The organism is Polaribacter sp. 2305UL8-11 (assembly GCF_058147165.1).
The window spans coordinates 169,147-187,210 of the sequence record NZ_JBYVJW010000001.1 but is presented as its reverse complement, the minus strand read 5'-3'; the positions used below and the strand labels follow the sequence as shown (position 1 = coordinate 187,210).

19 protein-coding genes are annotated in these 18,064 nt (G+C 29.8%); 5 read left to right on the top strand and 14 right to left on the bottom strand.

The features are described 5' to 3' along the window. Nucleotides 1–102 precede the first annotated feature (102 nt). From ACY2RW_RS00850 to gdhA, 11 genes are all read right to left on the bottom strand, one after another. The gene (locus ACY2RW_RS00850) at nucleotides 103–1,155 is read right to left on the bottom strand and encodes a type III polyketide synthase (protein ID WP_490120794.1); all 1,053 of its coding nucleotides are present in this window, start codon (nucleotides 1,153–1,155) and stop codon (nucleotides 103–105) included. Between the two features lie 111 nt (nucleotides 1,156–1,266). Beyond that, nucleotides 1,267–2,004 (bottom strand): methyltransferase domain-containing protein, encoded by a 738-nt coding sequence (locus ACY2RW_RS00845; protein WP_490120793.1) that lies wholly within the window; start codon nucleotides 2,002–2,004, stop codon nucleotides 1,267–1,269. Nucleotides 2,005–2,013: 9 nt separating this feature from the next. Next, on the bottom strand, nucleotides 2,014–3,150 hold the full coding sequence (locus tag ACY2RW_RS00840; protein WP_490120792.1) for an NAD(P)/FAD-dependent oxidoreductase: 1,137 nt from the start codon (nucleotides 3,148–3,150) through the stop codon (nucleotides 2,014–2,016). Nucleotides 3,151–3,189: 39 nt separating this feature from the next. Further along, nucleotides 3,190–4,299 (bottom strand): NAD(P)/FAD-dependent oxidoreductase, encoded by a 1,110-nt coding sequence (locus tag ACY2RW_RS00835; RefSeq protein WP_490120791.1) that lies wholly within the window; start codon nucleotides 4,297–4,299, stop codon nucleotides 3,190–3,192. A gap of 62 nt (nucleotides 4,300–4,361) precedes the next feature. Then, nucleotides 4,362–4,826: a GNAT family N-acetyltransferase gene (locus tag ACY2RW_RS00830; protein ID WP_490120790.1), complete on the bottom strand. Its 465-nt coding sequence runs from the start codon at nucleotides 4,824–4,826 to the stop codon at nucleotides 4,362–4,364. 61 nt (nucleotides 4,827–4,887) lie between these two features. After that, on the bottom strand, nucleotides 4,888–5,970 hold the full coding sequence (gene dinB / locus ACY2RW_RS00825; protein WP_490120789.1) for a DNA polymerase IV: 1,083 nt from the start codon (nucleotides 5,968–5,970) through the stop codon (nucleotides 4,888–4,890). 30 nt (nucleotides 5,971–6,000) lie between these two features. Continuing rightward, entirely contained in the window at nucleotides 6,001–6,840 is an 840-nt protein-coding gene (locus ACY2RW_RS00820; protein ID WP_490120788.1) for an alpha/beta hydrolase family protein, read from the bottom strand. A 12-nt stretch (nucleotides 6,841–6,852) separates the two neighbouring features. Beyond that, complete coding sequence (locus ACY2RW_RS00815; RefSeq protein WP_490120787.1) at nucleotides 6,853–7,464, bottom strand: LysE family transporter; 612 nt, start codon at nucleotides 7,462–7,464, stop codon at nucleotides 6,853–6,855. Nucleotides 7,465–7,535: 71 nt separating this feature from the next. Then, a complete protein-coding gene (locus ACY2RW_RS00810; protein ID WP_490120786.1) occupies nucleotides 7,536–8,156 on the bottom strand; it encodes a LysE family transporter in 621 nt (206 codons plus the stop codon). A 10-nt stretch (nucleotides 8,157–8,166) separates the two neighbouring features. After that, a complete protein-coding gene (locus ACY2RW_RS00805; RefSeq protein WP_490120785.1) occupies nucleotides 8,167–8,787 on the bottom strand; it encodes a LysE family transporter in 621 nt (206 codons plus the stop codon). Nucleotides 8,788–8,872: 85 nt separating this feature from the next. Next, a complete protein-coding gene (gene gdhA / locus ACY2RW_RS00800; RefSeq protein ID WP_490120784.1) occupies nucleotides 8,873–10,228 on the bottom strand; it encodes an NADP-specific glutamate dehydrogenase in 1,356 nt (451 codons plus the stop codon). A gap of 196 nt (nucleotides 10,229–10,424) precedes the next feature. Here gdhA and pheS point away from each other — a divergent pair, with 196 nt between their 5' ends. Continuing rightward, entirely contained in the window at nucleotides 10,425–11,444 is a 1,020-nt protein-coding gene (gene pheS / locus ACY2RW_RS00795; protein WP_490120783.1) for a phenylalanine--tRNA ligase subunit alpha, read from the top strand. Between the two features lie 237 nt (nucleotides 11,445–11,681). Next, a complete protein-coding gene (locus ACY2RW_RS00790) occupies nucleotides 11,682–12,077 on the top strand; it encodes a hypothetical protein (RefSeq protein WP_490120782.1) in 396 nt (131 codons plus the stop codon). Nucleotide 12,078: 1 nt separating this feature from the next. Here ACY2RW_RS00790 and ACY2RW_RS00785 read toward each other — a convergent pair whose 3' ends face one another. Both ACY2RW_RS00785 and ACY2RW_RS00780 read right to left on the bottom strand, forming a co-directional pair. After that, nucleotides 12,079–12,567, bottom strand: coding sequence for a hypothetical protein (locus ACY2RW_RS00785; protein ID WP_490120781.1), 489 nt, complete (start codon nucleotides 12,565–12,567; stop codon nucleotides 12,079–12,081). Nucleotides 12,568–12,609: 42 nt separating this feature from the next. Further along, complete coding sequence (locus tag ACY2RW_RS00780; protein WP_490120780.1) at nucleotides 12,610–14,085, bottom strand: Na+/H+ antiporter NhaC family protein; 1,476 nt, start codon at nucleotides 14,083–14,085, stop codon at nucleotides 12,610–12,612. Nucleotides 14,086–14,168: 83 nt separating this feature from the next. Between ACY2RW_RS00780 and ACY2RW_RS00775 the strand changes: the two genes are divergently transcribed. Beyond that, a complete protein-coding gene (locus ACY2RW_RS00775) occupies nucleotides 14,169–14,711 on the top strand; it encodes a pyridoxamine 5'-phosphate oxidase family protein (RefSeq protein WP_490120779.1) in 543 nt (180 codons plus the stop codon). A 111-nt stretch (nucleotides 14,712–14,822) separates the two neighbouring features. Further along, on the top strand, nucleotides 14,823–16,469 hold the full coding sequence (locus ACY2RW_RS00770; protein WP_490120778.1) for a glycerol-3-phosphate dehydrogenase/oxidase: 1,647 nt from the start codon (nucleotides 14,823–14,825) through the stop codon (nucleotides 16,467–16,469). An 86-nt stretch (nucleotides 16,470–16,555) separates the two neighbouring features. Here ACY2RW_RS00770 and ACY2RW_RS00765 read toward each other — a convergent pair whose 3' ends face one another. Then, on the bottom strand, nucleotides 16,556–17,260 hold the full coding sequence (locus ACY2RW_RS00765) for a TIGR04283 family arsenosugar biosynthesis glycosyltransferase (protein WP_490120777.1): 705 nt from the start codon (nucleotides 17,258–17,260) through the stop codon (nucleotides 16,556–16,558). 22 nt (nucleotides 17,261–17,282) lie between these two features. On the opposite strand from ACY2RW_RS00765, the gene ACY2RW_RS00760 reads away from it, so the two are divergent. After that, nucleotides 17,283–18,047: a DUF547 domain-containing protein gene (locus ACY2RW_RS00760; protein WP_490120776.1), complete on the top strand. Its 765-nt coding sequence runs from the start codon at nucleotides 17,283–17,285 to the stop codon at nucleotides 18,045–18,047. Nucleotides 18,048–18,064 lie beyond the last annotated feature (17 nt).

The following is an 18,064-nucleotide window of genomic DNA, read 5'->3' as shown; positions in this document are numbered from 1 at the left end:
TAGAAATTAGAAAAATGTGTAAAATTTAGACGATTTAAGTACAGTTTAGGATTTATGGATTCTGATAAGATTCTGAAACAAGTTCAGAATGACAATAAATTGTCACCACTCCAACAAAATTCTTTGCGCAGAAAACCCAGGGCCAAAACTTAACATAATTCCACGTTCTTCTTTTGCAGGATTTCTATCCATAAAACGTTCTAAAACATACAAAACTGTGGCACTAGACATGTTTCCATACAAACGTAAAACTTCTTTTGTATCGTCTATATTTTTTCCTAAAATACCAAATAAATCTTCTACAGTTTGCACAATTTTCTTTCCTCCAGGATGAAAAATCAAATGATCAATATCATCAATCGTTAACTTATTTTTTTCTAAAAATGGATGAATAATCGCTGGAAAATGGTCGGAAATTTTTTGTGGAACTTCTTTGTCTAAAATCATTTGTAAACCCGTATTTACTAATTTAAAACCCATCATATTTGTGGCATCATAAAAATGATACATGGCTTCGTCTACAATTGTTGGGCCTTTATCATCTTTATAAGAAGACAAAATTACTGCAGAAGCACCATCACCAAAAATGGCTGCAGAAACAATATTGGTCATTGAATAATCGTCTAATTGAAAAGTTGCTGTTGGTGCTTCTACAGCAATTACTGCTGCTCTTTTATTTGGGTTCGCTTTTAAGAAATTCTTTGCATAAATAATACCAGAAACGCCTGCTGCACAACCCATTTCTGTGACTGGCAAACGCACTATATCTTGTTTCATTCCCAAAGAATTTATCAAATAAGCATCTACAGAAGGAATCATAATGCCTGTGCAACTTACTGTAATTATATAATCGATATCTGTAGGTTTTAAGCTCGCTTTTTCTAAAGATTTTTTGAGTGATTTTTCTGCTAATTGAATGACTTCTCTTGCATAAATATCATTTTTTTCTTCAAAAGAAGTAGCCGTAAACACTTCTTCAGGGTCCATAATGGAATAGCGTTTGTCTACAGCTGCTCCTTCAAAAAGTTTTACTACTTTTCTTTGAAAACGCTCGTCTTGATTTTGCATCCACAATTTTACAAACGGAATAATATCTTTCGTTTCTCTATAATATTTTGGGAGTTGTTTGGCTACTGATGTTATTTTTACTTTCATAGTTTGTTATTTCACAGAGATTCTCGGAGATTTTTTTAGACACTAATTTCTCTAATTTAAAACTTTGCAATTAACTTTAATTTTCACTAACCACAACTTTAAATTTTAAACTCAAAACTTTGAACTTTCGAGCGTCCATAAATATCGAAAAGCCCATTTCCATTGAATACTATAACTTAATTTGTTAGACTGAGCTTGTCGAAGTCTTTTTGATATTCTTTCTAAATCTTTACGTTTAAACCCTCTTAAAACTGATGTTAAACCATCTTCAATAATCATTTTATTAGAAATGAAAATTGATAACAACATAAACAAATAATAGGCTAATTTATGCCTGTGTAAATCATTTACAACAATACCAATTTTAGTTTGTTTTAAGGTGTTTTCTAAAAAAGAAACCAATTGGGGTTCTTTAAAATGATGAAAAAACAACGTTGCTAAAACCACATCAAAGGTTCTATTTTTAAAATCATCAGAAAAAATATCTTGGGTTTCAAAACTCAATTCTGGATAATTTACAGATAATTCGTTAGCATATTCAATGGCTGTTGGGTTTGCATCAACACCAATTAATTTGAATTTATAATGATGTTTTCTTCCAAATTTTGCCACATCTCTTAAAATATCTCCATGACCACAACCTACATCTACAATTGTAATTTCTTTGTCTTTTGGATGATTTTTTAAAATAGATTTTAAGCCATTTAGGGTGACTTTATTTCCTCCCAACCATCTATTTATTTTTTCTAATTTATCTAATGTATCTCGTAACAAATCGCCACCAATAGAAAAATCGTCCATCAATTCTTCTTTATCTGTTCTTTGTTTTGTGCTGATGAAAAAATCCATTAATAATTTTTAAATTTTGATTGATTTTCCATGCGTTTGTTTGATAATAATTGGAAACAAAAAAGGCATTTTTTTTAAAACAGTTAATAAAAACGATGCAATTCTGTCTTTTCTGAACAACATCGCTATAAAATGTCCTGCTTTTAAACGCCACTTAAATTGTTTATTCCACTGTCTAATATAAAGCTTTTCAAGTTCGTTTTTAGATGCTATTTTACCTTTCGAGTAATTTAGAATCAGTTTAGATGCAATTTGTGCAGATTGGATTGCCATACTCATTCCATTTCCACACAATGGGTGAATCATTCCTGCAGCATCTCCACACATTAATACATGATTTTCGACTGGTTTTTTGGTTTCAAAAGAAATTTGACTAATTGATAATGGTTGCTCCCAAATTGGTGTTGAGTTTTGAAATATCTCTTGTAAAAACTTGTTCTTAAAAACTACATTTTCTTGAAAATCGTCTATATTTTTATACTTTTTAAATGCTGAAAAACTGGTGATGTAACACAAATTAATGACATTATTTTCAACTTTAGAAACCCCACAATAACCGCCTATAAAATTATGAAGCGCGACTAAATTTGCTGGAAAATCTCCTTTTACATGAATTTTAACACCTAAATAAGGAGATTTTTTTTGGATAAATTCACGTTCCATTTTTACGTCTAATAAAGAACGTTTTCCAAAAGTACCAATACAAATTTTAGATTTAAAAAAATCGTTTTCTTTTGTTTTTACTGTAAATTCATCATCTTTAAAATCAACATTTAAAACGGAATCATGTAAAATTACAACGCCATTTTCTTTTGCTTTTTTTGATAAAACAAAATCGAATTGGTAGCGTGAAATTCCAAATCCGCCTAAAGGTAATTTTGCTGATATTAGGTTGTTTTTTGTGGTTGATAATTGAAAATGCTCAATTTTTACGGCACCAAAATCAAAAGGATTTATGCCTAAAAATTCTAAATAGGGCAACACTTCATTGGAAATATATTCGCCACAAACTTTGTGTTTTGGGTATTCGTTTTTTTCAATTAATAAAACTTTCTTTCCAAATTTTGATAAATGAATGGCATTGCACAATCCTGCTAAACCTCCACCAATTATTATAATATCGTATTTTAAATCTCCTATATTCATTATTCCTATGTCACCTTGAGCGCAGTCGAAAGGTCTTTATCAATCTGTCAATTCTGCTAATTCCTTACCAACCAAACTACCAATAGCAACACCCATTCCACCTAAACGAACTCCGCAAAAAACGTTTTTTGAAATTTGTTTTACAATTGCCTTCTTTTGGTTTCCAACACCCATAATTCCACTCCATTTATGTTCTATTTCAAAATTTGTGTTTGGTAAAATCGTTTCTTTTAAGATTTTTTCTAATTGATTTTGAATGATTTCTGTCTTACCAAATTCAGTAGTTTCTTCGGTTTTAAAATCGAGGTTTCTACCTCCACCAAACAGAATTCTTTTATCTATATTTCTAAAATAATAATAGCCTTTGTTTAAATGAAAAATGCCTTTGATGTGTAAATTTTTAATCGGTTTTGTAATCAGCACTTGTGCTCTTGCTGGTTGTACTTTTTCCTTTAAAAGCTGATTTGAAAATCCATTTGTAGCAATACATAGTTTATTGGTTTTAAAAGTAATTTTATTGGTTTTTACTTCTACTTGATTTCCACTTTCAGTAAAACTTTCTACAGCAATTGTATTCAAAATTTTAACTCCTAATTTTTGAACTTTATTCAACAACTCAAAAGCCATTTTACCTGTATCTATTTGCCCTTCAAAATTATTGGTAATGTATTTGTTGTGTACTTTTTGAAAACCAAAAGTGTTTTCTGATTCTGAAAAAACATCCGCATTAAAAATAGGTTTTAAAAGTTGATTAATTTCCTCTTTTCTGGAAATACATTCTTCAAAAAAGGTTTCATTTTCACACAATTCAAAACCTTTATTCTGCTGAAAATCGATATTTTTATCACCTAAATTTTGTCTTAATAGTTGTAGTCCTTTCCAGCGTTTATCAACCAAGTTATAAACTTCTTGTTCTGAATGCGAATTTAAATCATCTATGAGTTCAGATAAACTTCCAAAACAAGCAAAACCAGCATTTTTAGTACTTGCTCCTTGAGGTAACATTCCTTTTTCAAGAATTAAAATGTTGGCTTTGGGATGCTTTTTCTTCAACTCTAAAGCACAATTTAAACCCACAATTCCACTACCAACAATTGTAAAATTGATGTTTGTAAACCATTCTTTTAATTCCCAATAACTATAATTCATCAACGTTTTTTTATTTTCAAACCTCACAGATTTTTAAATCCTGTGAGGTCTTTTGTATGACTTTATAATTCTTTCTCAAAACAAATACTGTTTTCCATACCTATATATTGTCCGTAATTTTCAATGACTTTATAACCGCATTTCTCATAAAATTTAACAGCTGCTTTTTGTCTTTTTCCGGTTTCTAAAACACATTTTTCGTAACCTAATGCTTTTGCCCAAACTTCTAATTCTAAAAGTATTTTTTGAGCAATTCCCTTGCCTCTTTCATCATTAGAAACATACATTCTTTTTATTTCCATAGCAATATCATCAAACTTTTTAATTGCACCACAACCCACAGGAACTTGTGCTAAACTTGTTTCAGTATTTTTATAAACTACAACCACATGTTTTAAAACATCAATATTATTAAACTGATTGTAAAAATCATGTTCATCTCCATCTGTAATTTTTAAATAGGCATCCAACTTTTTTACCAAGTTGATAAAATCTTTATTTTCGGAATTGGTTCTGATAATTTTCATTTTCATGGTTTTCAGACCTCACAGGTTTTAAAAACCTGTGAGGTCTTTTTTAGTTTTTACGTTAAAATTCAAATTTTAACTGAACCCAAACAGGATCTTTTTTTGTGGTGTTTAAGTTACTAAAAGATATGCCTAAAAGCCTTACTGAATTCTTTAATTTTTCTTGATGCAATAATTCTTTTACTATTGGAAAAAAGTCTCTTTTTAAAAAAATAAAATGATTTACTGTTTTGCTTCTTGTTTGTTGTGTAAAGTCTGAATATTTAATTTTTAACGTTATTGTTTTGCCTTTTGTTTTACTTTTTAGCATTCTTTTTTCAATTTCATCAGCAATATTTTCTAGTTTTTGAAGCATAAAGATTTCTGAAGAAATGTTTTCAAAAAACGTTCTTTCTGCACCTACAGATTTTCTAATTCTATTTGGTTTTACTGGGCTATTGTGAATTCCGCGAACAATATTATAGTAATGTGTGCCAGATTTTCCGAATAAAGTTACCAATTCTTCTAGCGATTTTTTCTTTAAATCATTACCCACAAAAATGCCCAAATTGTACATTTTTGCAGCTGTTACTTTACCAACTCCATAAAATTTATTTACAGGTAATTTTTCTAAAAAATCGATAACCTCTTCTGGATGCACCGTTTTTTGTCCATTTGGTTTATTAATATCTGAAGCTACTTTTGCAATAAACTTATTGATAGAAATACCTGCAGAGGCTCGTAAACCTGTATGATTGTAAATTTTTTGACGGATTTCTCTAGCAATTTCATTTGCAGACGGGTTTCCCTTTTTGTTTTCGGTAACATCTAGATAGGCTTCATCTAAAGAGAGTGGTTCAACCAAATCTGTGTATTCGTAAAAAATTTCTCTTATTTGAGCAGAAAGTTCTTTGTAACGTGCAAAATCTGATTTTACAAAAATTAAATGTGGGCATTTTTTTTTAGCCAACACATTACTCATCGCAGATTTTACGCCAAATTTTCTTGCTTCGTAACTTGCTGCAGAAACCACACCTCTATCTCCTCCTCCTCCAACAGCAATGGCTTTTCCCCTTAACTCAGGATTGTCTAATTGTGCAACAGATGCGTAATATGCATCCATATCTACATGAATAATTTTTCTGAAAGGAGGTTGTAATTCCATCTTTCGAAATTACGAAATTTGAAAATGAAATTATCTTAAAAAGTCAACACAAATTTTAGTAACAGCTTCTAATTCTTTAGACATTTTATCTTTTTTCCAAGGATGAGAAACATTAAAAACATGGTCTGCATTTTTAATAATTTTTAGAGTACTTTTGGGGTTCCAAGAATGTATCTTTTTACCTTCTTCTACAGAAATTGAACTATCTGCATCTCCATGAATTATTAAGTGTGGGACATCAATATTTTTTGCTGATTTTTCTATATGTAATCGTGCTTCATTTTCTTTAAAATTGGTATAAAATTGATAAAAATGAGGCATTTTTTGCTTTGTTCTACCATTTTCTACATATTTTACGCCTGTTTTTTTCCAGTTTTCTAAATCGCCAATTGTAGAGCTTCTTGAACCAAAATCACAAACTGCAGCTAAAGAAATTAGGTTTTTTACGCGTGAATCTTCAGCAGTTTTTATGGTAACGATTCCTCCTCCTCTACTGTGCCCAATTATTGAAATATCATCGACATTTGCTTCTTTTTTAAAATCGGTATTTGTAGAAATCCAATCTAAAATACTTTCTAAATCGTCTAATTCTTTTATGTAATTGTTGTTGCCAAAAGCTTCTAAATCTGGAAAATCTATAGGCTGTTCTACAGTACCTCCATTGTAAGAAAAATTGAATTTTATAAAGAAAAAATCTTTTTCTGCAAATGCTTCTGCCATTAAATTCCAAGCACCCCAATCTTTAAAACCTTTGTATCCGTGACAAAAAACAACAATTTTTTTTTGGGTGTTTGTTTCTTTATAAAAAACATCTGTTACAATAGGTTTTTGATGTTTTCCATTAACAACACTATTTTTAATAACTATCATTAGTAATGGTGTTTATACCACAAATTTAAGCAAAGTAAACAAACCAAAACCTGCAGTAATAAAACACAATATTAAATTGATATTGTTGGTTAAGTTTCCTGTTTTTTGTTGAATTTTATGAGCGAATTTTCCATATAAATAAAGTATGAAATAGGCTCCTATTACAGCTCCAAACACAAAAAATAAAGTAGAATTTGTTTCAAAATTCATTAAATTAAAAGACATTAATAATGCTATAATTCCGCAAAAGAAAGGAATTGCAAACATATTTAACGTAGATAAAATTACTCCTGTAAAGAAAAAATTACTGTTTTTTTTCTTAATCTCTATTTGTTTTTTTTCTTTTTTATTTTGAATATAGAAATAAATTGATAGTACAAATAAAACCACAACCCCTGTTTTTTCTAGCATTATTAAAAAATTAGGATGACCAGTGATATACTCTGTTAAATAAATTGATAAATAAACTTGAATAAAAATAATAAAAATTGCACCAAAAGTAAACTGAGAAAATTCTTTATGATTTTCTTTTAATCTAATTTTTAGTGCAGTCATATTTAAAACACTTGGAGTAGTGTATCCTAAAAATGAGAAAAAAAAACCTAATAAAAAAACAGAAATCATACTTATTAATTTTCTAATAACTGAGTCGTACTTACTTTTAGAAAATTACTGTTTATTGAAAAAAAAGTAAATTAAATAAATAACTTTATCAATGTAAAAACAGCCACTAATCCTGTTAAAATTGATAATACTAGGTTGATATCTTTGGTAATTTTCCCTGTCTTTTGTTGAATCTTTACAGCAAATTTTCCATATAAATGTAAAATATAAAAGGTTCCTAACACAGAGCCAATTGTAAAAAATAAAATAGAAGAAAAATCAAAATTAAATAAATTAAGACTGTCTAATAAAACTGCTGTTCCACAGAAAAAAGGAATGGCAAACATGTTTAAAACAGACAGAGTAATTCCTGCAAAAAAAGGATTTTCTTTCTTAGTTTTTATTCCTTCTACCTGAATTTTACTTTTCTTAGATTCTCTATAAAAATAGAAAGACAACAAGATAAAAATTACAATGCCTACTTTGTCTAAAGTTTCTAATATTTTAGGGTTTTCTGTTATGTATTTTGTTAAAACAAACGCAATGTATATTTGCGGAATAACCACTAAAGAAACACCTAAAGCGTATTTATTGGCAGCTTTTGTTCCTTTTTCTAAACTAACTTTTAAGGCAGTCATATTTAGCATACTTGGTGTTATAGAACCTGCAAAAGAGAAGAAAAATCCGAAGAAAAAAAGTAAAAAGAAATCCAAATATTAATTATTAAGATACTAAATAAAATAGGTTTGCTAAACCTACAAAACCTGTTAAACAACCTAAAATAAAGTCCATTTTCTTAGCAATATACGTTAATTTATGTTCAATTTTTTTAGCAACGATTGCGTATAAAGAATATAAGGTAAAAGAACCGACTGTAGAACCAATTGAAAAGAAAAAAGCGTTTAATAATGAGTATTCAAAATACTCTAAACCAATTAAAAAAGAAATAGTGGTAAAATAAAAAGGAATTGCAATGGTGTTTAAAGAAGACATGATTACCCCATGTAAATAAGCTTTAGATTTTGGAATTTCTTCTTTTATTTTTCTTTCTTTTTTTGAATAATGAATTCTAAAAAAGTTAATAGATAGCAAAAAAAGAAGTCCTGTTCCTATTTTTTGAATCAAAGTAATATATTCTGAATTTTTCATTAAAATACTAGATAAATAAGCACCAATATTTGCCTGAAAAAATAAGATTGTTGCATAACCGCCAATTAAATAAAAAGCGGCTTTTTTACCATTTCTTAAGCTGAATTTTACAACTGTTAGGTTTAAAAAACTGGGAGTTATACTACCTAAAGAAGCAATAATGAATCCAAAAAAAACAAAAGTTAAAAAATTCATAGAATAATATTAGGTAGCAAATAAACAAAAAAACGCACCAATACATTGATGCGTTTCCTATTTATAATAACTTAAAAGAATATTCTTACACTATACCTTGTGCTAGCATTGCATCTGCTACTTTTACAAAACCAGCAATATTTGCACCTCTAATATAATCTATAGTTCCATCATCATTTTTACCATATTCTACACAAGAATCATGAATATCTTCCATAATATCTTTTAATCTAGAATCTACTTCTTCTCTAGACCATGAAATTCTTAACGAATTCTGGCTCATTTCTAATCCAGAAGTTGCAACACCACCTGCGTTTGATGCTTTTCCTGGAGCAAATAAGATTTTTGCATTTTGAAATTCGTGAATTGCTTCTGGTGTAGAAGGCATATTTGCACCTTCAGACACACACATACAACCATTTTTAATTAGTTGTTTTGCTTCATCTCCATTCAGTTCGTTTTGTGTTGCACAAGGCAAAGCAATATCACAATTTACAGACCAAGGTCTTTCTCCTTTTACAAATTTTGCATTCGGATATTTTTCTGTGTATTCGCTAATTCTACCACGCTTTTCATTTTTAATATACATTACGTGTTTTAACTTTTCTTTGTTAATGCCTTCTTCATCTAAAATATATCCTCCAGAATCTGATAAGGTTAAAACTGTTGCACCTAATTCAATTGCTTTTTCAGCAGCATATTGTGCTACGTTTCCAGAACCAGAAATTACTACTTTTTTCCCATCAAAAGAATCATTTTTTCTTTGCAACATATTTTGTGCAAAATATACGTTTCCATAACCTGTAGCTTCTGGTCTAATTAAAGATCCACCCCAAGATTGTCCTTTACCAGTTAAAACTCCAGTAAACTCGTTCTTTAGTTTTTTGTACATTCCAAACATAAAACCAATTTCACGTCCACCAACTCCAATATCTCCAGCAGGAACATCTGTATTTGGACCAATATGCCTGAATAATTCACTCATAAAAGCGTGGCAAAAACGCATAATTTCATTATCAGATTTTCCTTTTGGATCAAAATCAGAACCTCCTTTTCCTCCACCCATAGGTAAAGTTGTTAAAGAGTTTTTAAATACTTGTTCAAAAGCTAAAAACTTTAAAATACTTGCATTTACTGTTGGATGAAAACGCAAACCACCTTTGTAAGGTCCAATTGCAGAATTCATTTGTATTCTATATCCTCTATTTACTTGAATTTCTCCATCATCATCCACCCAAGAAACTCTAAAAGATATTAAACGCTCTGGTTCTACCATCCTTAATAAGATATTTTTTCCGTGATAAATATCATTATTAATGATATATGGAATTACAGTTTCTGCAACTTCTTGTACAGCTTGTAAAAATTCTGGCTCATGGTTATTTCTTGTTTTAACCAACTCCATGAATCCATCAATTTTAGATTTGATATTTTTATCCATGCTTTTTTGTGATATTAATAAAAATTTAACGCTGCAAAGATACGTAATTTTCAATATCACAAAATTAAATTCATCAAAATATTTTTAGTAAAACCCCTTATTTCAATCGATTTCGTTTACAGTTACTGTTTTCTTAAAAAATACAATCTAAAACTCTTTAAAAAAGATTAAATTTGCAGACTAATTATCCTTGAAAATGTTAGATAAAGTAAAAGAACTGATTGGTGATGTAAAGGCCTTTAAAGCAACTACAAAAGAAGAAGTAGAAGCTTTTAGAATTAAGTATTTAGGAAGCAAAGGTTTGTTAAAAGACTTGTTTGCAGAGTTTAAAAATGTTGATGTAGAATTGCGTAAAGATTTTGGTCAGGCACTAAATAATTTAAAAAAATCTGCAGAAGGCAAAGTTGCTGAGCTAAATAATACTTTAGATAATTCTTATACTGAAAAGTCTTTTTATGGTGATTTAACAAGACCTGCAGAACCCATTAATTTAGGTTCTCGTCATCCAATTTCATTGGTAAAAAACCAAATTATTGATGTTTTTAACAGAATTGGTTTTACAGTTTCTGAAGGACCAGAAATTGAAGATGATTGGCACAATTTTACTGCGTTGAATTTACCAGAATATCACCCTGCAAGAGATATGCAAGACACGTTCTTTATTGAGCAAAATCCAGATATTTTATTGCGTACACATACTTCTTCTGTACAGGTTCGTTATATGGAAGAAAACGAACCTCCAATAAGAACTATTTCTCCAGGAAGAGTTTTTAGAAACGAAGATATTTCTGCGAGAGCACACTGTATTTTTCATCAAGTAGAAGGTTTGTATATAGATACTGATGTTTCTTTTGCAGATTTAAAACAAACGCTTTTATACTTTACAAAAGAGATGTTTGGGAAATCTAAAATCCGTTTGCGTCCTTCTTATTTCCCTTTTACAGAGCCAAGTGCAGAAGTAGATATTTATTGGGGATTGGAAACAGAAACCGATTATAGAATTACAAAAGGTACTGGTTGGCTAGAAATTATGGGTTGTGGAATGGTAGATCCTAACGTACTTAAAAATGCAAATATAGACCCAACAAAATACTCTGGTTACGCCTTTGGAATGGGAATTGAGCGAATTGCAATGTTGTTGTATCAGATACCAGATATTAGAATGTTTTATGAAAATGATAAACGTTTCTTGGAGCAGTTTAAAAGTGTGATATAAAAAAGCCCCATTCTAACTTTTCCATAGGGGAAGGAATTCTAATTTTTGTAGAAAAACGATTATAAATAAAAGAGTTTTTGTCATTTTGAGCGAAATGAAATGGAGTCGAAAAATCTTAATGATTTATTTAAATTTCTCGTTAATGGTTAAAATGACAAAAATTCGTAAACCATCAAAAAGCATTATTAAGAAAATAATTTACAAAATAATATTTCCCTTTGGGAGAAAGTGGGCTTTATGAAAAAAGACATTCAAATACCAGAAGTTACTAACGTAGAAATGGCTATTGTTTATGAGTTTAACGACTTTTACAATACCAATGATTGGAATGTGTACCTTATCAACAATAAAAATGTTGATTTAGAAATGGTGGTAATTGTTTCTCAAGGTTTTTCAGCCAAAAAAACGACTTCTTTGTTGCGTAAAAAAGTGGATAAACTCCCAGCAAATTCTTTTGCAAAAATTGAATTTATGCAACCAGAATTATTTAAACTAAACAATCGTTTTCAAGTAACTTTTTTTGAAGGAAATACCTTGTTTGAAAAAACCTTTTTATTCAAAGAAAATACAATTAAAGAAGGTGCTTTAAGAGAAATTCCTGAATTGAAAAAACGTGGGGTTTTGGTTAAGTAAATTAATCAAAATCAGCCTCAAGTTTAATCAAATTTGCAATATCTTTATTTAAGTATTTAATACTTACTTTTGGTGGAATTGAAATCTCAATACAGGTTTCAGAAAAAACCAAACTTTCTGAAGATAGTTTAGATTGAAAATCATTAGACATTAACAACGATTTTAATATCAACTTAAACATTTTTTTATCTTTATATTCTTTATAAAGGGCATCAATTTCTGATGAATCTATTTCTTTGAACCTACTAAAATGAATTTCTACAGAAGGAGGAATTGATACACCTACAATCAACCTGTTTGTTCTAAAACCTGCTTTTTCTAACAAAGACAGCACATTAAAAACTTCTTTTACATAATCAATAAACTTGTTTTTTGTATTCGTTCCTAAATCTGCAATTTTAGAAAAACCGTTTTTCAGTTGTTCTAAAACTTGGTCTGCACTATCAGTAATTGTCTTTGTGGTTTTTTTAAGTATATTTTTTTCTTTCATATATTTAATTTTAAAAGATTCTGAAACAAGTTCAGAATGACATCACATTAAATAACCAATAATCAAATACAAAACAACAGTAATTGCACCACCAACTAAAGCATAAGGCAACTGTGTTTTTACATGATCTATATGGTCGCTGGCAGAAGCCATGGACGAAATTATAGAAGTATCTGAAATTGGCGAACAATGATCTCCGAAAATGCCTCCTCCTAAAGTGGCTGCAACAACAATAGTTACATCTGCTCCATGAATATTCGCCATTGGTACAGCAATCGCCAACATAATTGCAAAGGTTCCCCAAGAAGTTCCTGTAGAAAATGCAATAAACGAACTGATTACAAAAACAACGGCTGGTAATAATTCTGGCGATAACCATTCCTTGGTTGCATTTGCTACATAAACCCCAGTTTCTAGCTCTTTACAAGCATTACCAATTGCGAATGCTAATAACATTAATAAAGCCAATGGCATAAGCTCACTAATTCCTTTTAAGGTTAAGTTTACAGCTTCTTTGGGTTTTAAAAAACCTTGAATCATATACATTGCAATCGCTACTAAAAGTGCTGTAATTACTGCGTATAAAACGGACGAAGAACCAGAACCTGCTCCAATTGCTTGTTTAATATGATCGAAAGTAGATGAGAATTCTTTAACTTCATTCCAACCTGTGTATATTAAGTTGATTGGCATCATAAAAACCATAGTTGCTAATGGCACAACCATATTATAGGCTCTTGCAGGAATTCCTTCTTTTGGCGGAAATGAAGTAACCTCATCTGAAACCATTGGTTTTGAGCCTTCATTCATTAATAAACCTGTTTCTTTTGTTCTTATTTCGGCTTTTTTCATTGAACCAAAATCTTTTCTTGATAAAATGATAAAAAACAAAATTCCAATTGCCAAAATTGGATAAAAATTGTATAAGATGGATGACATCATAACAGGAAATGGCTTATCTATTCCTTGTGTGATTAACAAACCCATAATAAAAGCACCCCAAGCATTAAAAGGAATTAAAATGGATGATGGTGCAGAACTAGAATCTGCAATATAGGCGAGTTTTTCACGCGGAATTCCTAATTTGTCAAAAATGGGTCTGTATAAAGTACCTACTGTTAAAGAAGAAATACTTGTTTCTACAAACAATAAAAGGCCTGTAAAAGTTGCCAAAATTTGAACCATTACTCTACTGTAACCCGATTTCTTATTTTCATATTTTACTAATTTTTTGTTGATAATATTGATAAAACCTTCTACACCTCTCGAAAATTGAATAAAAATTAACAATGCACCCACCAAAGCACTAAATATGATGGTTCTTGTGCTTCCTTTGTCTTGGAAAACGTCAACCATTCCTTCAATCATGGCTAAAGTTCCATTTAATGGATTCCATCCTTCTATAATCAACCAAGAAAACCAAATCCCCAATAACAAAGCGATATACACTTGTTTTGTTTTTAATGCTAAAATAATGGCTACAATTGGGGGTATTACTGAAAGAAATCCGTATTCCATAAAAAAGATTTTTATTTGGGTTAAAGGTAAGAAATTTATAAGGTCATATTTTGTAAATTGTGAACCTTAAATTGATATTAAAAATGGCTAAATTCTATACAAAACTTACTTCTAGAGTTCAAAAATTTATAGAGGCTCAAAAAATGTTTTTCGTGGCAACTGCTCCAAAAGAAGGAAGAATAAATCTATCTCCAAAAGGAATGGATTCTGTTAGAGTAGTAAACGAAAACCGAATTCTTTGGTTAAACGTAACAGGAAGTGGAAACGAAACTGCTGCACATCTTCTAGAAAACAATAAAATTACAATGATGTTTTGCGCTTTTGAAGGCAATCCTAACATTCTTAGAATTTACGGAAAAGGAAAAGCAATTCACCCAAAAGATGCAGAATGGAAAGATGCAATCTCATTATTTCCAGATATTCCTGGAGCAAGACAAATTTTTGATATTACAGTTGAAAGTGCGCAAGATTCTTGTGGAATGTCTGTTCCTTTTTACGAGTATAAAGGAGAAAGAAATCAATTAAATGATTGGGCAGCAGAACAAGGACAAGAAAAAATTGAACAATATTGGGAAGACAGAAATCAAACTAGTATAGATGGTTTACCAACAAAAATTTTAGAATAGAAATATCATTTGTCATTTCGAACGAAACAAAGTGAAGTTGAGAAATCTTATAAATAATAAGATTTCTCCACAAGGTCGAAATGACAAATTAAATTATGTAAAATCACAATAATGAATCCATTTTCATATTTCAACAGAGAAAAAATTACCAAAAAGTTACAAGCCACAGAGTTTGATTTGCTAATAATTGGTGGTGGAATTACAGGTGCAGGAATTGCTTTGGATGCTGCATCAAGAGGAATGAAAGTCGCTTTAATCGAAAAAAACGATTTTGCTTCTGGAACTTCCAGTAAATCTACAAAACTTATTCACGGAGGTTTGCGATACTTAAAACAATTCGATTTTTGGTTGGTAAAAGAAGTAGGTACAGAACGTGCAATTGTGCATAAATTAGCACCTCATTTAGTAGTTCCAGAAAAAATGATTCTCCCATTAATTGAAGGTGGAACCTATGGTTCTTGGTTAACATCAATTGGTTTAAAAGTGTACGATATTTTGGCTTCTGTAGAAGGTGAAGACAAAAGAAAAATGTTGGAAAAAAAAGAGGCTTTAGAAAAAGAACCTTTGTTGCCAGAAAAAATTTTAAACGGTGCTGGTTACTATGCAGAATATAGAACAGATGATGCAAGACTAACAATAGAAGTTTTAAAAACAGCGTTAAATTACGATACAACAATTATAAATTACGTAGAAGCTTGTAACTTTATTTATGAAGAAAATAGAGTTGTTGGTGCCACTGTAAAAGAGACTTTATCAAACACAAGTTTTGATATTAAAGCAAAATATGTAGTAAACGCAACTGGCCCTTGGGTAGATGATTTAAGACAGACAAATCACTCAAAAATTGGCAAACGTTTACACCTTACAAAAGGGGTTCATTTGGTAGTTGATCATGAAAAATTACCAGTAAAACAATCGGTTTATTTTGATATTCCTGATGGAAGAATGATGTTTGCAATTCCTCGTGGAAAAATAACTTATTTTGGAACTACAGACACCAATTACCAAAAAGATAAAAATGATGTAAACACCAATTTAGTAGATGCAACTTATTTAATATCTGCCGTAAATAACATGTTTCCAGACATTCATTTAACCTTAGATGATGTCTCTTCTTCTTGGGCAGGTTTGCGTCCTTTAATTCACGAAGAAGGAAAATCTGCATCAGAATTATCAAGAAAAGATGAAATTTTTGTTTCTGATACAGAACTCATTTCTATTGCTGGAGGAAAATTAACAGGGTATCGTAAAATGGCAGAACGTATTGTAGATTTGGTGTCTAAAAAACACAAACGTAGATTTAATAATGTTTTTAATGAAATTAAAACCAAAGAAATTGTACTTTCTGGCGGAACTTTTAAGAATTATGAGGAAGTAAAAAGTTATACAGATGCCATTCAAAATAGAATTGCAGAGGTAGATTTTGATAGAAAAGATGCAGAATATTTAGTACATAATTATGGAAAGCAAACAGACATTATTTTACAAAAATTTGATGATTTGATGCATGAAAATATGCAAGAAAAAATGATCAAAGCAGAAGTTTGGTTTGCAATAAACTATGAAATGGCTTGTACTCCAACAGACTTTTTTATGCGAAGAACAGGCAGACTTTTTTTTAATATACAAAGCGTAGTTTTATATAAAGAACTTGTAGTAAATTTATTTAAAACATCTTTTTCTTGGGATGAAAATACTACACTAAAACATCAACAAGATTTAGAAAAAGAACTCGATAAAGCAACATCTTTTAAATAATACTTATGATTGGTTTTATTGGAGGTTTACTAATTTTATACATTATTTTTAAAGTTTTTTATAATCATTACTTTAAAAAATAATAACTACACCCCTTCTCTTAGTAAACTTTTATATGTTTTTCTTAATTTTTGAGGAGCAAAACCCAACTTATATTTTAAGAAAACATATCCATTAATCAAATTAACTTTTAACCAAGAATTGTTATCGTATTTCCTAGCACTAGCTGTAGCTTTTGATTGAATTATTGTGTACTTAATTTTATGTTTTCGAATTCTGTCTATCATTTCAAAATCTTCCATAATACAATAGTTTTCATTGTAACCATTTAGTTTTTGAAAAACTTCTTTTAAAAAAAACTGACATTGATCTCCACCACCAGCAAAAAATCCATCTTTAGTGGTAAATCTACTATTAATGTTAAGTAAAAAGGTATTTTTATCAAACTGATAAGCAAAAAATCCTGCTTTATTTCCTTTAGAAATAGCTGTTGTAATTTGATTGTAAAAATCTTCTGGTAACTGAATATCTGCATGTAAAAAAAGTAAAATATTGCCCTTTGCTTTTTTAGCACCAAAATTCATTTGTGCAGCTCTTCCTTTTTTATCTGATTGATAATAGGTAACTTTATCAAAATTTTTACAAATTTCTGGACTTTCATCAGATGTTTCTGGAGAGTTAGAAACAATAATTTCTATCGGAAATTTGTTAGCTTGTTTGCATAAGAACGACAACCTTTTTAACAGGTTTTCTTGTTCATTATAAACAGGAATTATAACACTAATTATCATGCTTAAACATACGAAAATTTATATGAAACAGTTTTTTTTTATTGCACTTTTTTTAACAAATTCTTTCCTTTTTTCTCAAGACAAAATAAACTACGAAAAGGTATCACAACAATTATTACAAGATATTATCGATAAAAAACCTGTTGATAAATATGTGAAAATTTTAGAGAAAAGTACTTTAAATGAATTGGTTAATCAACTTAAAACAGACAAACAAAAAATAGCTTTTTGGGTTAATATTTACAATGCATTTATACAAATTTCATTAACAGAAAACCCAAAAGAATATGAAGATAGAGGTGCTTTTTTTGGAAAAGAACGCGTAAAAATTGCTGGTGAAATTTTGTCTTTTGATGATATTGAACATGATATTATTAGAAAATCTCGTATAAAATGGAGTTTAGGGTATTTAAGAAAATGGTTTCGACCAAAATGGGAACGCAAATTACGTATTGATGGGGATATTGACTGGCGCATTCATTTTGTGTTAAATTGTGGCGCAAAAAGCTGTCCTCCAGTTGCTATTTATACTTCAGAGAATTTAGATGCTGAATTCGATTTTATGACTACAGAGTACTTAAAAGAACAAACCACTTATGATGCAGCAACAAAAACTGCAACATCTGTAGCTTTAATGTCTTGGTTTCGTGGAGATTTTGGCGGAAAATGTGGTGCCAGAAAAATACTTTTTAATTATAAAATTACCCCAGAAAAACCGAAATGTTTAGAATTTAAATCTTATGATTGGACAATGAGCTTAGGTAATTTTAGAAAGATTCCTAAATAGGTTTTACCACAAATTCA

Coding starts and splice junctions, on each gene's coding strand:
- gdhA (WP_490120784.1), bottom strand. CDS start 10,228: ATGGATAAAAATATCAAATCTAAAATTGATGGATTCATGGAGTTGGTT.
- ACY2RW_RS00840 (WP_490120792.1), bottom strand. CDS start 3,150: ATGAATATAGGAGATTTAAAATACGATATTATAATAATTGGTGGAGGT.
- ACY2RW_RS00805 (WP_490120785.1), bottom strand. CDS start 8,787: ATGAATTTTTTAACTTTTGTTTTTTTTGGATTCATTATTGCTTCTTTA.
- ACY2RW_RS00850 (WP_490120794.1), bottom strand. CDS start 1,155: ATGAAAGTAAAAATAACATCAGTAGCCAAACAACTCCCAAAATATTAT.
- ACY2RW_RS00820 (WP_490120788.1), bottom strand. CDS start 6,840: ATGATAGTTATTAAAAATAGTGTTGTTAATGGAAAACATCAAAAACCT.
- ACY2RW_RS00790 (WP_490120782.1), top strand. CDS start 11,682: ATGAAAAAAGACATTCAAATACCAGAAGTTACTAACGTAGAAATGGCT.
- ACY2RW_RS00780 (WP_490120780.1), bottom strand. CDS start 14,085: ATGGAATACGGATTTCTTTCAGTAATACCCCCAATTGTAGCCATTATT.
- ACY2RW_RS00815 (WP_490120787.1), bottom strand. CDS start 7,464: ATGATTTCTGTTTTTTTATTAGGTTTTTTTTTCTCATTTTTAGGATAC.
- ACY2RW_RS00845 (WP_490120793.1), bottom strand. CDS start 2,004: ATGGATTTTTTCATCAGCACAAAACAAAGAACAGATAAAGAAGAATTG.
- ACY2RW_RS00775 (WP_490120779.1), top strand. CDS start 14,169: ATGGCTAAATTCTATACAAAACTTACTTCTAGAGTTCAAAAATTTATA.
- pheS (WP_490120783.1), top strand. CDS start 10,425: ATGTTAGATAAAGTAAAAGAACTGATTGGTGATGTAAAGGCCTTTAAA.
- ACY2RW_RS00765 (WP_490120777.1), bottom strand. CDS start 17,260: ATGATAATTAGTGTTATAATTCCTGTTTATAATGAACAAGAAAACCTG.
- ACY2RW_RS00770 (WP_490120778.1), top strand. CDS start 14,823: ATGAATCCATTTTCATATTTCAACAGAGAAAAAATTACCAAAAAGTTA.
- ACY2RW_RS00835 (WP_490120791.1), bottom strand. CDS start 4,299: ATGAATTATAGTTATTGGGAATTAAAAGAATGGTTTACAAACATCAAT.
- dinB (WP_490120789.1), bottom strand. CDS start 5,970: ATGGAATTACAACCTCCTTTCAGAAAAATTATTCATGTAGATATGGAT.
- ACY2RW_RS00830 (WP_490120790.1), bottom strand. CDS start 4,826: ATGAAAATTATCAGAACCAATTCCGAAAATAAAGATTTTATCAACTTG.
- ACY2RW_RS00785 (WP_490120781.1), bottom strand. CDS start 12,567: ATGAAAGAAAAAAATATACTTAAAAAAACCACAAAGACAATTACTGAT.
- ACY2RW_RS00760 (WP_490120776.1), top strand. CDS start 17,283: ATGAAACAGTTTTTTTTTATTGCACTTTTTTTAACAAATTCTTTCCTT.